We start from the raw sequence: 15,525 nt of genomic DNA on the forward strand, positions 1-15,525 counted from the left end.
CGCTTACGCCTTGTTCATGCGGTTGGCGATCAGCTCATCCACCACCGACGGATCGGCGAGGGTCGAGGTATCGCCCAAGGCGCCGAAATCATTCTCGGCGATCTTGCGCAGGATACGGCGCATGATCTTGCCGGACCGGGTTTTCGGCAGGCCCGGCGCCCATTGGATCAGATCGGGCTTGGCAATCGGGCCGATTTCATTGCGCACCCATGCCTCAAGTTCTTTGCGCAAAGCATCCGAGGGTTCTTCGCCGCGCATCAGCGTCACATAGGCGTAGATACCTTGGCCCTTGATGTCATGCGGATAGCCGACCACGGCGGATTCGGCGACTTTGGGGTGAGCAACCAGCGCCGATTCGACCTCGGCCGTGCCCATGCGGTGACCCGAGACGTTGATCACATCATCCACCCGCCCGGTGATCCAGTAGTAGCCATCGACATCGCGGCGGCAGCCGTCGCCGGTGAAGTAATAGCCGGGGTATTGGCTGAAATAGGCTTCTTCAAAGCGGGCATGATCGCCCCAAAGCGTGCGCATCTGCCCCGGCCAGCTGTCAGCGATGCAGAGCACACCATCGGTTTCCACGGCGTCCTGCACCTTGGCCGTGGCAGGGTCCAGCACCACCGGCACCACGCCAAAGAACGGCAATGTGGCCGAGCCGGGCTTTTGCGCAATCGCCCCCGGCAAAGGCGTGATCAGATGGCCGCCGGTTTCGGTCTGCCAGAATGTATCGACAATCGGGCAGCGGTTGTGGCCGATGTGCTGGTTATACCAGCTCCAGGCTTCGGGATTGATCGGCTCGCCCACCGAACCCAGCAGCTTGAGGCTGGAAAGATCGTGCTTGGCGGGCCAATCCGGCCCCAGACCCATCAGCGCGCGAATGGCGGTGGGGGCGGTGTAGAACTGGCTGACTTTGTGCTTGGCGCAAACCTGCCAGAAGCGACCGGCATCGGGATAGGTCGGCACGCCTTCAAACATCACAGTCGTCGCACCATTCGCGAGCGGGCCGTAGATGATATAGCTGTGCCCGGTCACCCAACCCACGTCAGCGGTGCACCAGAACACATCGCCGTCATGGTAATCAAAGGTGATCTGCTGCGTCATCGCGGCATAGACCAGATACCCGCCCGAGGTATGCACCACGCCCTTGGGTTTGCCCGTCGACCCCGAGGTATAGAGGATGAACAGCGGATCTTCCGCCCCCATCTCGACATAGGCGCAATAGGGTTTGGCGCTGGCCATCTCGGCCTTTACGTCAATATCGCGGCCATCGACCCAAGATGTCTGATCGCCGGTGTGTTTGACCACAAGGCATTTCACCCGGTCATCGCAATTCAGCAAAGCCGCGTCAGTGTTGCTTTTCAGCCCGGTTTTCTTGCCACCACGCGGCGCAAAATCGGCGGTGATCACCAGCTTGGCGTCGCAATCATTGATGCGGTTGGCCAAAGCATCCGGCGAAAAGCCTGCGAACACGATCGAATGAATAGCTCCAATCCGCGCGCAGGCCAGCATTGCATAGGCGGCCTCGGGGATCATCGGCAGATAGATCACCACACGATCACCACGCGCAACGCCCTGTGCTTTCAGGACGTTGGCCATGCGGCAGGTGTTTTCCAGCAATTGCGCATAGGTGATGTGCAGGGCGGGGGTTTCGGGGCTGTCCGGCTCCCATATGATCGCGGTCTGGTTGGCGCGGGTCAGCATATGGCGGTCGATACAATTGGCCGAGACGTTCAGCGTGCCATCTTCAAACCATTTGATCGACACTTCGCCCAGTTTGAACGTGGTGTCTTTGACGCGGCTATAGGGTTTGATCCAATCAATCCGCTGGCCTTCCTTGGCCCAAAACGCTGCCGGATCCGCGACCGAGGCAGCATACATCGCGTCATATTGCGCAAGGTTCACATGTGCATTGGCAATAAAATCTGATGAAGCCGCATATTTCTGCGCAGCAGCGTGATCGGACATCGTGTTCTCCCCAGTTCCCAGTCAGGTCTTGCGACCCGTCCCAACGGCCTGCCGCCAAAGGCAGGGCTCCCCCGTTTGTAGCCTGATCATAACGCAGTTGTAAAATACATGGTAACTCTTTTTATCTATGCAGTTTTCCTGTAAATAAATTGACAGATCAGGCGGTGAATTTTGTCAACAGGCGGAAAATTGCCAATGAAATGGTTGGGTGCCCTACCATGCCCGGCTTGGGCCTGTGCTTGGGGTGGCACACAACATATGGATTATGCGCCGCAATGCGCAGGGGTGGGGCGCGCGTCGTCTGCGCTGCCTGAACGCAAAGCAAACGGGATTATCCCGTTCACAAAGGGGTGATTCGGATGATAAGCCACGCCATCGCCCGGCAGCCTGTTACCGCCACCGACGGCCTCATTTTCCAGTGCAAAGGCCCGATATGACCGAACAACGCCCCGATCCCGTGGCAAGTGCCGATGATGAAGCCCGCGCTTTGGCGCTGTCGCTGATGCAAAGCAACCATGCAGCACTGGCTTGGACTGATCCCGAAACCCAAACCCCCGGCATCAGCCGCATCGCTTATGGGTTGGATGAGGATGGTATCCCGGTGGCGCTGATCTCGGGGCTGGCCGCGCATACCGCAGCGTTGCGCGCCAATCCGGCCTGCGCTTTGATGGTCGGAGAGCCGGGTGCAAAGGGGGATCCGCTGACCCATCCGCGCCTGATGATCCGGGCAGAGGCGCGCTTTGTCGGGGCGGATGATCCCGCCCGGCCAGCTTTGCGCGCGCATTGGCTAAAGGGCCATCCGAAGACAGCCCTTTATGTTGATCTGGGGGATTTTGCTTTCGTGCGGCTGGTGCCGCAATCGGCGCTGCTGAATGGCGGCTTTGGCAAGGCGTTCCGGCTTGCGCCCACCGACCTTGCCCCAATCGCGCCGCCGCGCCGGACCTGATCCGGGGCCTCTGCCGTCCCGTGCTGACCATGAGGCCCCGGCCTGCGCCGGGGCAGTGGCGCGTGCTTAGACCGGGTTGTCGACTCGCAGCGTCACCTGCACCCGGCCTTTCACCGCGCTGGGCCATTTCAGATTGGCAAACTGCCCGCCTGCGCCTTGCTCGACCTGCGCATAGGGCGTGACGAATTGCACCGCCCCGGCTGCATTGGTCAAAGCCCCCTCGGCCACCACAGCCGTCACATTGCGCGCGCGCCCGCCAAACGGCAGCAGGTTGTTGCTGTTGACCGCCCAAGTGTCCGATGCGGTGTTCTGGGTATGCTCTACCAACATCGGGCTGACGGCGCGCTGCACGACGCCGTTGTAAGTGTTCTGATCAAAGCAGATGTTGCGGAACGAGTTCATCGCCAGCGTCGCATAGCTGGTGTCGATCGACTCTGCCCGGTCAATATCCAAGCCGCGGGTTGAGAACACATTGCTGGTCACCGTCAGCCCCGAGATGAAATGCCCCGGCCCGCGCGGCGTCACCATGATCCAGGAAAACCACGCATTGGTGTTGTGCGAGATGAACACATTGCCGGTTATGGTCAGCCCGCCAAACGAATATTCATCGCCAAAGGTCGGAGTGGCATCATGTTCATTCGACAGTTCGATAAAGCAGTTATCGACGTAGTTCCCGGTGAAAAAGGTCTTGGAATTGGCCAAGGTCAGCACAACCCCCGCCCGACGCACGCCATTGGCGGGCGCATCATCGCCGCCGAAAAAGTGGTTGCCCAGAAAGATCGAGGCCGACCCCGCCACCACGCCAAAATGCGCGAACCGCGAGGCGCGGTTGTTGCGGATCTTGATGTCATTGGCATTGGCGTTGAACACCACCGACACCCGGTTTTGCGCCAGCTGACCCTGATCGGCCGAGAAAAACTGGCAGCGATCAATGTGCAGATCCTGACAGCCTTCGCCGGTTGAGGTGATGGCGCGGTCCTTGACCTGCCCGAACATACACTCGGTCACATCAAAAATTGCCCCGGTCAGCGCCAGATTGATGCCGCTGGCGATGGCGGCACAGTTGAATTCGACGCCTTTCACCTGAAACCGCGTCAATTCGGCAAAGCCCGAGAAATCAAGCATATAGGCGTAGCGATCAAAGGTGAATGTGCGGGTACCAGCGGCGGCCCACAGGGGTTGGCTGAGGGTGATCGTGCCCGCGCCTAGGTTTTTCGCGCGCACATAAACCTCGCGCCCGACGCCGGTGCCGCTGATCCGCGCGCCCACAGGAATTGCGGCGATATTGGCCACGCCGGTCAGCGTCAGCGGATTGGCCACCGCATAAGTCGCCACTGCCGTCATGGTCTGAGTGTTCCACGCCGTGCCGGGCAGCGCCACAAGATTGCCGTTCACCACCGCGCGCCGGGTGGTAAAGCTGGTGATGCCAGCCAGCGCCGCGACGTTGATCGGCTCTGTCATCTCGACCCGGCGGCCGTTCAGATCCAGAGTCACATGGTCGGTGAAATAGAACAGCACCTGCAAGGCTTTCTTGAACCCGGTCAGTTCACTGCCAAAGGCTGCGGCATAGGTATCAAGGTTGTAATTGCGCGTGCAGGCCAGCCGCTGGTTGTCGGGCATCACGATGGTGCCTTCAAACTTCACCGGATTTTCAAAGGTCAGATGCGCGCCGATGTAATAGACGCCGGGAGACACCACCACCGTCTTGCCCACCGCCGCCGCATCGGCGGCATCAAAGGCCGCGCGATCATCGGTGACGCCGTCGCCAATCGCGCCATAGTCGCGCACATCCACCCAATCGAACATGTCGGAATGGAACACATCCGTCACATCCTCGATGGTGATGTCATCAATCCGCACCACGCCGCCGGTTGGCCCAGTCAGATCAAGACCGAAATGGCCAAGGACAGGGGCAGTGCCCCAGACCATATCCACCCCGGGCCGATTTCCCGATCCGATGATCGCGCTGACCACGACGACCGAACCATAGCTGGTCAGCGCCACACTCGGCCCCTGCTGATCGGCACTGCTGACATTGGTCCCCGAGCCTGACCCTGCCCAGCCCGCAATGCGCACGCTTGGCAAAGCGCCGCTGATGGCTTTGATGCGGGCCGTTACCCGCAAATACATCCCCGGCTGACAGGGGATCGACTGAAAGCAGCGCAGCTTTTGGATGGCACTGGTCTTTTGCAGCTCCATACAGCCCGCGAAATCCTGATCTGCGGGCACATAGGCGGCGTTTGCCTGCCCCGCGTAAGACCCTTGACCTGTCAGCCCGTCCTCACGCGACCACAGTGCCAGACCCGCCGAAAACGGCGGTGGCATCAGGGCCAATCCTTCGGTAATTGCCTTGTTCATCGCGTCAACCTCGCCTTGTTATGCCAACAATCCACGCTGGCGAAACTGCGTCCGCCGGGCATGAGGCCTCAGAGCTAGCGAGAAACCGTTAATGCAAACCAAGCGCAGCGCGCGGTGGGCGACTCAGGGCTTGCGCGGAATTGGCCCGCGATGGGCAAAGAATCGCCTAAATAATCAGCGCAGTCTTAGATTCGCCAATCGGACAGGCTGTTTTTTTGCGCGTGACTATGTTATGGCCCGTCACAAGGATGATTTGTAACAGGTAAATTTTTCAGGTCCCCTATGACTTATCCAGTATGTGCCACTTAGGGCCAAGGATCTTGGAATGAACCCAGCAATATATCGGCTTCTTTCGATGAGCCGTGGCAAGAAGCGGGTCCTTCAGGTCGCAGTCGATCTGACGCTGCTGCCAATCATGTTCGCTTTGGCAATGTGGATAAAGCTTGACAGCTTTGCTTTTGTTTCCGTGCCAGCGGCATGGAGCGTGCTGATCCCAGTCTTGCCAGTAACGATCTTCAGCTTTGTGCGGCTCGGGTTTTACCGCGCTGTGCTGCGCTATATCGCCGGACGGGCGCTGATCACCATCATGTTCGGCTCGGTGCTGTCGGGCGTCACGATGATCCTTGTGGTTCAGATGGCAGACCTGCCGGTGCCGCGCGCCGTGCCGCTGATTTATACGTTGCTGACCTTCCTGTGTGTCGGTGGCGTGCGCTTTGGTTTCCGCGAGTTGGTGAATTACGCGCAAAACCGCCGCAAGGAACGTGTGGCGATTTATGGTGCAGGCGCGGCGGGGCGGCAGTTGCTGCAGGTGCTGCATCAGCGCAGTGACTATGTGCCGGTGGCGTTCATCGACGATTCGGTGCAGGCGCAAGGCACCCATGTGGGCGGTCTGATGGTTTATCCGCCATCAAAGATCGAATCGCTGATCCGCAACAATGGCGTTAATGTGGTGCTGTTGGCGATCCCTTCGGCCACGAAGTCTCGCCGCAATGAAATTCTGAAATCGCTGGAAAATCAGCCGCTTCTGATCCAGACCGTGCCGGGTCTTGACGATATCATGACTGGTAAGGCGCGGATTGATCAGATCAATGACATCAGCATCGAAGATCTGCTTGGCCGCGATCCTGTGCCACCCCGCCCCGAGCTTATGGGCGCGAATATCACTGGCAAGGTGGTAATGGTGACGGGGGCTGGCGGCTCGATCGGGGCAGAGCTTTGCCGTCAAATCCTGCGTCTGAAACCCAAGCGGCTGGTTCTTTACGAAATCTCGGAACTTGCGCTTTACTCGGTCGAGCAAGAGCTTGCCGCGATGAAGCTTTCGATACGCTCGAATGTGGCGCTGTCGCCGGTGCTGGGCTGTATCAAATCGGCGCGGCTGGTGGATCGGACCCTGCGCAAGTTTCAGGTTGAGACGGTTTTCCACGCTGCCGCTTACAAACATGTGCCGCTGGTCGAGCAGAACATCGTCGCCGGCGTGCGCAACATCGTGTTTGGCACGGCGACGCTGGCCGAAGCTGCGATTGCGGCTGGCGTGAAGTCGTTCGTGTTGATTTCATCAGATAAATCGGTGCGCCCGACCAATATCATGGGTGCCTCGAAGCGCTTGGCAGAGCTGGTGTGTCAGGCGCTTGCCGATGCGCCACGCAATCCCGGCACCACGATTTCGATGGTGCGCTTCGGCAATGTGTTGGGCTCGTCCGGTTCGGTGATTCCGTTGTTTCGTCGCCAGATCGAGGCTGGTGGCCCGATCACTGTAACCCATCCCGAAATCACCCGTTTCTTCATGACCATCCCCGAGGCTGCGCAGTTGGTGATCCAAGCCGGTGCCATGGCGCAGGGCGGTGAGGTGTTTGTGCTGGATATGGGCGATCCGGTGCTGATCACCGAACTGGCGGCAAGAATGGCGCGTTTGCATGGGCTTAAGCCGATCATCTTCACCGATCCTGACAGCGAAAAACCGAACCAGGATGAGATTGGCATTGTGTTCACCAAGCTGCGTCCCGGTGAAAAGCTGCATGAAGAATTGCTGGTCGGCAATTTGCCGAAACCCACCAGCCATCCCCGGATCATGTCGGCGACCGAAAGCCGTCAGCCGCTCGAAGAGCTGTCGCTTGCTCTCGACGATCTTGCCCGCGCCTGCGAGCGCAACGATATCGAGCGGATTCGCAAGATCATGATTGAGCAGCAAACCGCCTACCAACCGCCACAAGAGATCGTCGATCAGTTCTGGGAGCCAGAGGCCGAGATCGACGGCGCGATGGACGAAGCTGTGGCAAACGCCCGCCGTCTGCGCATCGTGCGCGGCTAAACCCGGATCGCGCTGGCCTTGGCTCACGCATCGCAGCCGACCAATGCCAATGCCATCGGCAAGAAATCTGCAATTGCACCACAGCCGCGTCTTTTTCGCGCGGGCTTGGTAGCAGAAGCCAAGCATATCGCCTATGACTACAGCGTGGCGTCGTGCATTATGGCGCAAAGAGTAGGGCATGCCAGCATGTTAAGATCGAAATTTGCGGCTTTGCGCGCGTTTGGTGGCTGTGTGGCCTTGGCTTTGGCCGTGCAACCCGCTGGGGCCGAGATGCGGCCCAGCCTTGCCTTTTCGGGCGTCACCGGGTTGATCGACATGCCTTCGGGCGATCAGCAACTCGACGGCACGCTTTCGGTGGTCAAATCGCAGTTTGGTCCGATTGGCCGCACCACGGTGACCTTTCAGATCACACCGCGCCTGTCCGGCAGCTTTCGCTACGGGTCGGTGAAAGATTGGTTTGATCCGCCGCAAGATGACATTTCGACCTATTTCGACCGCAGCTTTGATCTGCGCTACCAGATTTTGCAGGAAAGCCGCTACATCCCCGCCGTCACCATCGGCTTGCAAGACATCATCGGCACCGGGGTGCAGGCAGGCGAATATATTGCCGCCACCAAGACCTTTGGCGACAAAGTCAAAGTGACTGCGGGTCTGGGTTGGGGCCGCTACGGCAGCTATGGCGCGATCGGGGCCCCGTTCGGAGCGCGGCCTGAGATTGATTTCGGCCTTGGCGGCAAGCCACGCACCGGCCAGTGGTTCCGCGGCGATGTCGCTCCTTTCGCTGGGGTCGAGTGGCAGGTGAACGACAAATGGTCGGTGAAAGCCGAATATTCGTCGGATGGCTACACCGCAGAGGCCGTGGACCGCGACACGTTTGATCGCAAAACCCCGCTGAACTTCGGCGTTGAGTATAACATTCGCAACACGATCCGGCTGGGGCTGTATTCGCTTTACGGCTCCAAGATCGGTTTTTCGGCGCAAGTCGCGCTGAACCCCAAGAAAAGTCCGCGTGGCGGCAGCATCGGCCCCGGCCCGCTGCCCGTTACCGACCGCCGCGCTGCCAAAAGCTGGGGCGATGCTTGGTTCAATGACCGTGGTAGCCTGACCGCGATGCGCGACCAGACCCAAGCCATCCTGAGCCGCGACGGCATTATCATCGAAAGCATGGCGGTGAATGCCGGGCGTGTGCATCTGCGCATCCGCAACACCAAGCTCGACAACGCGCCGCAAGCGATTGGCCGCACGGCCCGCGCGCTTTCTGCCGTGATGCCTGCCTCGGTCGATAGGTTTGAAATCGTGCCAGTGGCGCAGGGTGTGCCTTTGTCCACCGTGGTCATCCGCCGCGCCGATCTTGAGGCGTTGGAATTTGCCCCCGGTGCCGATATTGCGATGGATCAGCGGGTTCAGATCCTGCCCGCCGCCGCCAGTCTGCCAGAGGGCGCGATCCGGGGTGCCGGGCTTTACCCGCGCTTTGACTGGGGCCTCAGCCCCTATATCTCGACCAGCCTGTTTGATCCGGGCAAGCCATTTCAGGCCGATCTTGGTCTGCGACTCACTGCGCGCTATGATTTCGCGCCGGGTCTGTTCGCAACCGGCTCGATCACGAAAGAGCTGTATTCCGGCATCAAACGCGGCACGTTCGAGTCCAATACCAAGCTGCCGCCGGTCCGCAGCAATGCTGATATCTACAACACCGAAGGCGATCCCGCGATCGAGCGTTTGACCTTGGTGTGGATCGCAAAGCCCGCGCCCGAGATTTATTCCCGCGTCACCGTGGGCTATCTGGAGCGGATGTTTGGCGGCGTTTCCGGTGAAGTGCTGTGGCAAAAGCCGAACAAGCCCTACGCGATTGGGGCTGAAATCAACTACGTCAAGCAACGCGACTTTGATCAGCTGTTGGGCTTTCAGGATTACAGCGTCGTGACTGGCCATGTCTCGGGCTATTACAGCTTTGCAGGCGGCTATCAGGCGCAGCTTGATGTTGGCCGCTATCTGGCGGGTGATTACGGCGCAACCCTGTCGCTGGACCGTGAATTTGCCAATGGAATCAAAGTAGGTGCCTTTGCCACTTTGACGGATGTGCCGTTTGACGATTTCGGCGAAGGCTCTTTTGACAAGGGTATTCGGATCTCGCTGCCCTTGGCGTTCCTCAGCGGGCAGCCGACCCAAAAGGTCTCCAAGCTGACGCTGCGCCCGATTTTGCGCGATGGTGGTGCGCGACTGGATGTGGAAAACCGGTTGTATGACACGGTGCGCAGCTATCAGGAAACCGACCTTGATGCCGCTTGGGGGCGGTTCTGGAGATGACTTTGCACCGCAGTATGCTGACCCTGACCGCCCTGTTAAGCCTTACGGCTTGCGCGGCACCGCTGGTGGACAAAGTCGTTGGCCGTGTGGCTGGGATAAGCGCCGGTTCGGCCGCGGTGAAACCAGCCGAGGGGGCGCCGCAAATCTGGTTCACCTTGACCGGGCGCGGCATCAAGTTCCCGATGTCGCTGATCTCTCAGCGCGATGGCGTGAATGTCTATGGCTCGAAAGACGGCTCGCAGGTGTTTTTGCGCAATGGCATGTTGATCGGCACGCGGGGTTTTGGCCGCGATCTGATGTCAGCTGCCACGCCAACCCCGGCGTCGTTGCGCGCAGGCATCGCCCAGCCACGCAGCTACTATGATCTTGATGGCGCGGACACCTCGCTGCGGCATCAGTTCAGCTGTAAAATTGAGCGTGATCCCGCCGACCCAAACCATGTGTCAGAGCTTTGCGTGGCAGATATCGGCACGATTCGGAACGAGTTCTGGTTTGATTCTGCTGGTTCTATAAGCAAATCGCGCCAATGGATGTCGCAAGGTGTCGGATATGCCGCGGTTGAGCGGAAAGATGGCTGATTGCACTTGCCTTATACTTTTCTTTTGATCCCTGAACCTATATGATTAGACAGATCGTGTATCCAACCGGAGTATTCCTTATGAAAAAAATCGCTTCCTTCGCTCTCATCTCGTCGCTCGTCCTGTCCTCGACCACCGCTTTCGCTGGCGGCATGGTTGACCCGATTGTAGAGCCGGCTCCTGTCGTCGTTGAAGAAAACACCTCTTCTTCGGCAACTCCGCTGTGGGCAATCATCGGTGGCGCGATTGTCGTCGCTGCGCTGGTTTCCAACGGTGACAGCAACGACGGCACCAACGGCACCAACACTGGCTCGCTGGACTAATCTGCCTCTGCCCTTCCGGGTGGTTGCATGAGTTTTGAACGCCCAAGCTTTGGCTTGGGCGTTTTGCATTTTGGCGGTGGCCGGCCCTAGGCTGGGGCGACTGCCCGAGGCAGAAATTGCGAAGCGAAAAGTTAACAAAGTCTGAACACTGGTGCCTTAAGTCATTGATTTTGATAAGCGGGAAAAGCTGTCCACGCGTGGACACCCTGCAGGCAGCGGCAAGCGCCGCGCCTTAATAGCCCTTGCCCCGCGCCGAAATCGGCCAGACCACCTCGACCACACCGCCCCTGACCCCCACGAACCAATCGTGCAAATTGCAGGTCGGGTCGCAATGCCCCGGCACCAGCCGCAGCTTGTCATTGATCCGCAAAATGCCGTCCGGGTCGCTCATCTCACCATGCTCGTCCGAGGCAGCTTTATAGATCAGCTGCCCTCGCCCAGCCACCACCGGCAGCCCCGAATCTACCGCCAAAGCTTTCAAACCAGCATCGCAAACTGCCCAATCTGCCCGAACGTGACTCATCACCGAGGTCAGCACAAACAGCGCGTTTTCCCAGACACCCGCATCAAACCGCCGCCCGTCCTGATCCAACACCCGGCCATAATCCGCATCCATGAACGCATAAGACCCGCATTGCAGCTCGTTGTAGATCCCTGACGCGCCTTCCAGCGGATAGCTGCCCGTTCCCGCGCCGCCAATGATATCGCAAGCCAATCCCACCGCCGCCAGCGCCGCCACCGCCGCGCGCACCTCTATCACCGCAACTTCGACGGCAGCCTTGCGATCCGCAAACAAGGTCAGATGCTGCATCGCGCCCTGATAGGCTTGCACGCCCGCAAACCGCAGCCCGTCTGCAGCATCAATCGCCTGCGCCAGCGCCACGACAGCCGCCGCCCCGCGCACCCCGCAGCGCCCCGCGCCCACATCCATCTCGACCAGACATTCCACGATCACGCCGTGCCGCAGCGCCGCCGCTGAGAGGTTGGCCACATTCGAGAGATCATCGACGCAGACAATCACCCGCGCCCCCCGCAACACCAGCCGCGCCAAGCGGTCGATCTTGGCAAGATCGGTCACTTGGTTGGAAACCAGCACATCCATGATCCCGCCGCGCACAAAGGCTTCGGCTTCGGACACCTTCTGGCAGCACACCCCGCATGCACCGCCCAACCGCATCTGCAAGAGCGCAACATCCACCGATTTGTGCATCTTGCCATGCACGCGGTGCCGCACCCCCAAAGCCCGCGCGGCATCGCCCATCTTGAGGATATTGCGCTCTAAGGCGTCCAGATCCAGCACCAGACAAGGCGTCTGAACCGCAGCTTCGGCCATCCCCGGCAGGGCCGGAATGTCATAGCCCACATCGTAACCGCTGAAATCCATCATCCACACCCCTTTTCCAATCCAAGCTGGCTGAAATCCCGTGGCTTTGCCAGCAGATGCTGCACAGCATCCACAGTTTGCTGCCGCCCGACCTTCGCGGCTGCCACACGCGCGCCATAGCCTCTGTTTATTTGATCAAAACCCGCACAGCCCATTGATCGGCACCCAATCCCGTGATCTGACTTGGCGCAAATCGGCGGGGAGGGCGGCACATGCACCTATTCATCAACGGCTTTGGTCGCATTGGCCGCTCGGTGCTGCGCGCGGCCTTGAAGGGCGCGCTGCCCGGCGCGAAAATTGTCGGCATAAACGACATCGCCGCCGCCGAGATGTGCGCCTATCTGTTCGAGTTCGACTCGGTTTTCGGGCCTTGGCCGGGGCAGGTGCGGCTGCAGGACAATGCCTTGGTGATCGACGGTCAGGCAATTCCGCTGCACCGCACGCCGGATATTTCCAGCCTTGCGCTGAAAGGTGTCGATGTGGTGCTGGAATGTACCGGGCGGGCAGAGGCGCGCGAGATGGCGACGCGCGGGTTGCGCGGTGGCGCGCGCAAAGTGTTGATCTCGGGCCCCTCAAAGGCCGCTGATCTGACGGTGGTGCTGGGGGCGAATGATGCTGAGCTGACCGATCAGCAGATCGTGTCGAACGCGTCATGCACCACCAATGCTTTGGCACCTTTGGCGCGACTGATCCATGAGAATTGGGGCGTCGTCACCGGGTCGATGACCACCATTCACTGCTACACCGGCAGCCAGCCGACGGTGGATGCGCCTGCCGCTGATTTCGCCCGCTCGCGCGCGGCCGCTTTGTCGATGGTGCCGACGACGACCTCGGCGCAACGGCTGCTGGATCAGGTTTTGCCACAGATCGCGGGGCGGATCGAAGGCTCGGCGGTGCGGGTGCCGACGGCTTCGGTCTCGGCGGTGGATCTGGCGGTGATGACCGAAACCGCGCCGACGGTGGCGGAAGTGAATACGGTGCTCGGCAGCATTGGCGGCGTTATCGGCGCGACCACCAAGGCGCTGGTATCCACCGATCTGCGGGCGCGACCCGAAAGCATTGTGATGGCTTTGCCGGAAACCCGCGTCACGCGCGGCGGCATGCTGCGGGTGTTCGGCTGGTATGACAATGAATGGGGGTTTTCCAACCGGATGCTGGATATTGCCGCCCGGATGGCCGCGTCTTGATCGGCTTTTTCATCGCCGGACCCACCGACGATGGCGATGCGGTCACCGGCCATTACTACGAGACCGCAAGCCCCGACCCCAGCCGGCCACAAGTCTGGATTTACAGCGCGGCGCTGTCTTATAGCCCCGGTGAGACATTGGTTTTGCACGCGATGTCAAACGCGCCCACGGCGGCACTGACCATCGCCCGCGACGGGGCAACCCCGCAGATCGTGCTGCAAACGGAGATTGCCACCCACTTTGCTGCAACCCCGTTTGACGCATCAGAGCATGGCTGCAACTGGCCCGAGGCTTTGCGCCTGACCATCCCAGATGATTGGCACAGCGGGGTTTACACCGTCACGGTGACGGTGCCCGGCCATGCCTCGCAAGGGATGTTTGTCATCAAGGCCCTGAGGCAAAAGGCAAAAATCCTGATGCTGCTGGCCACGGGCACTTGGTGCGCCTACAACGATTGGGGCGGTTCAAACCATTACCAAGGTTTGACCGGCCCCGCGCAAGGTGATTTTGCACCCATTGTCAGCACCCAGCGACCTTGGGCGAATGGCTTTGTTGCTTGGCCCGCGGATGCCCCGCGCATCCCACATGCGTCGCCTCTGCTGACCAAACCGCGCTATCCGCACATGGATTATGCCCGCGCGCGTGGGGTGTCGAAGAAATACGCTTCTTCCGGCTGGGCGGCGTTTGAGCGGCCCTTTGCCCTGTGGTGCGAAAGCCAGAATATCGTGCTTGATTACACGACCCAGCATGATCTGCACCGCGATCCGGCTGCGCTGAACGGCTATGACCGTGTGCTGATCGTGGGCCATGACGAATATTGGACATGGGCCATGCGCGATCATCTAGAAGCTTGGCTGGATCAGGGCGGCAAACTTGCGCGCTTCGCGGGGAATTTCTTCTGGCAAACGCGGCTGTCAGACGATCTGACCGAACAGACCTGCTACAAAACCACGGCAGAGACCGCCGACCCTCTGGGTGCCACCAATCGCCTGACCAGCTATTGGGACCATCCTGCGATCAACCGCCCCGCCACGGCCACCATGGGGCTGACTGGATCGGCGGGCGTCTATGCCGGGTGGAGCCGCTGCGCCGCTCATGGTGCGGGTGGTTTTGCGATCTACCGGCCCGAGCATTGGGCGCTGAACGGCAGCGGGCTTGGCTATGGCGATGTGCTGGGGGCCGCTGCGAAAATCTTTGCCTATGAGGTTGATGGCATCGACTACATCATGCAGCATGGTCTGCCCTTTGCCGCGGAAAATACCGGGTTGCAAGGCGAGCTGACCATCGTTGGCCTGTCGCCCGCCACCACGCTTTCCCATTCCACCGGCCCGCATGACCGCGACAAATTCATCGGTGCAGGCGATGCCGAAGATCTGGCGCATAGGCTTTATGGCGGTGTTACGCCCGAAACCATCGCGCGGGCATCGCGCGGCAATGGCTGCATGGCCGAATATCGCCGGGGGCGCGGGGCGGTGTTCAATGCGGCCTCTTGCGAATGGGTGGCAGGGCTGATCGCGCGCGAGCGTGCCGTTGAGCAGGTCACCCGCAACATCCTTTTGGGGGGATGGGCATGATCTATCTTTGCCGCCACGGCCAGACTGAATTCAATGCGATGGGCCGCCGTCAGGGTCAGGTTGACAGCAACCTCACCGCCCTTGGTCAAGCGCAGGCCACAGCGATGGGCCGCCGTCTTGCCAGACTGCATTTGCCCGATTTTCGCATCTTTGCCAGCCCATTGGGCCGCGCCCATCATTCCGCCCGCCTGATCGCCGCCGAACTTGGCAATCCCGCCATTACGCTCGATCCACGGCTGAAAGAGATCGGCATGGGATCATGGGATGGCCGCACCGATCTTGAAATCGACACCGCCCACCCCGGCCTGCGCGCCTCTGTCCCGCCCGAGGCGTGGTGGTTTCATTCGCCCGATGGCGAGACATTCGAGACCTTTGCCACCCGTCTGGCAGCGGCCTTGGCTGCGATCCAGTCCGACTCCACCCCCGTCAAGATCATCGTCGCCCATGCCGTGGTCAGCCGCGTGATCCGCGCACATTGGGCCGGGCTGACCGAGGCTGAAAGCTACACGCTGCCCGTGCCGCAAGACGCGTTCTATGCGCTGGGTGATGGCCAAAGCATCACTGAAATCGCAGCCTGAAGCGCGGTTTTTGGGCG

The 15,525-nt window shown here is 60.3% G+C and carries 11 protein-coding genes; 8 read left to right on the forward strand and 3 right to left on the reverse strand.

Annotated features, from left to right (window positions below):
* Positions 1–3: 3 nt before the first annotated feature.
* On the reverse strand, positions 4–1,965 hold the full coding sequence (gene acs, locus QQJ98_RS02470) for an acetate--CoA ligase (RefSeq protein ID WP_284323727.1): 1,962 nt from the start codon (positions 1,963–1,965) through the stop codon (positions 4–6).
* A gap of 433 nt (positions 1,966–2,398) precedes the next feature.
* On the opposite strand from acs, the gene QQJ98_RS02475 reads away from it, so the two are divergent.
* The gene (locus QQJ98_RS02475) at positions 2,399–2,911 is read left to right on the forward strand and encodes a HugZ family pyridoxamine 5'-phosphate oxidase (protein WP_284323728.1); all 513 of its coding nucleotides are present in this window, start codon (positions 2,399–2,401) and stop codon (positions 2,909–2,911) included.
* Positions 2,912–2,977: 66 nt separating this feature from the next.
* On the opposite strand, the gene QQJ98_RS02480 is transcribed toward QQJ98_RS02475, so the two are convergent.
* Complete coding sequence (locus tag QQJ98_RS02480; protein ID WP_284323729.1) at positions 2,978–5,269, reverse strand: glycosyl hydrolase family 28-related protein; 2,292 nt, start codon at positions 5,267–5,269, stop codon at positions 2,978–2,980.
* Between the two features lie 325 nt (positions 5,270–5,594).
* Here QQJ98_RS02480 and QQJ98_RS02485 point away from each other — a divergent pair, with 325 nt between their 5' ends.
* From QQJ98_RS02485 to QQJ98_RS02500, 4 genes are all read left to right on the forward strand, one after another.
* Entirely contained in the window at positions 5,595–7,577 is a 1,983-nt protein-coding gene (locus QQJ98_RS02485) for a polysaccharide biosynthesis protein (RefSeq protein WP_284323730.1), read from the forward strand.
* A gap of 186 nt (positions 7,578–7,763) precedes the next feature.
* Positions 7,764–9,884: a YjbH domain-containing protein gene (locus tag QQJ98_RS02490; RefSeq protein WP_284323731.1), complete on the forward strand. Its 2,121-nt coding sequence runs from the start codon at positions 7,764–7,766 to the stop codon at positions 9,882–9,884.
* Positions 9,885–9,886: 2 nt separating this feature from the next.
* A complete protein-coding gene (locus tag QQJ98_RS02495) occupies positions 9,887–10,462 on the forward strand; it encodes a YjbF family lipoprotein (RefSeq protein WP_284323732.1) in 576 nt (191 codons plus the stop codon).
* 80 nt (positions 10,463–10,542) lie between these two features.
* Entirely contained in the window at positions 10,543–10,785 is a 243-nt protein-coding gene (locus QQJ98_RS02500; RefSeq protein WP_284323733.1) for a hypothetical protein, read from the forward strand.
* 232 nt (positions 10,786–11,017) lie between these two features.
* On the opposite strand, the gene QQJ98_RS02505 is transcribed toward QQJ98_RS02500, so the two are convergent.
* Entirely contained in the window at positions 11,018–12,172 is a 1,155-nt protein-coding gene (locus QQJ98_RS02505; RefSeq protein ID WP_431307779.1) for a DSD1 family PLP-dependent enzyme, read from the reverse strand.
* A gap of 209 nt (positions 12,173–12,381) precedes the next feature.
* Here QQJ98_RS02505 and QQJ98_RS02510 point away from each other — a divergent pair, with 209 nt between their 5' ends.
* Genes QQJ98_RS02510 through QQJ98_RS02520 form a run of 3 tightly spaced genes read left to right on the forward strand, consistent with a single transcriptional unit; the run spans position 12,382 to position 15,508 of the window.
* Positions 12,382–13,356, forward strand: a complete 975-nt coding sequence (locus QQJ98_RS02510) for a type I glyceraldehyde-3-phosphate dehydrogenase (protein ID WP_284323734.1) — start codon at positions 12,382–12,384, stop codon at positions 13,354–13,356.
* The gene (locus QQJ98_RS02515; RefSeq protein ID WP_284323735.1) at positions 13,302–14,930 is read left to right on the forward strand and encodes a N,N-dimethylformamidase beta subunit family domain-containing protein; all 1,629 of its coding nucleotides are present in this window, start codon (positions 13,302–13,304) and stop codon (positions 14,928–14,930) included. The genes QQJ98_RS02510 and QQJ98_RS02515 overlap by 55 nt, the downstream gene beginning before the upstream one ends.
* Positions 14,927–15,508, forward strand: coding sequence for a histidine phosphatase family protein (locus QQJ98_RS02520; RefSeq protein WP_284323736.1), 582 nt, complete (start codon positions 14,927–14,929; stop codon positions 15,506–15,508). Before QQJ98_RS02515 ends, QQJ98_RS02520 begins: the two co-directional genes overlap by 4 nt.
* Positions 15,509–15,525 lie beyond the last annotated feature (17 nt).

This window comes from Cypionkella aquatica (genome assembly GCF_030161095.1).
In the GTDB taxonomy this organism is placed as follows: domain Bacteria; phylum Pseudomonadota; class Alphaproteobacteria; order Rhodobacterales; family Rhodobacteraceae; genus Cypionkella; species Cypionkella aquatica.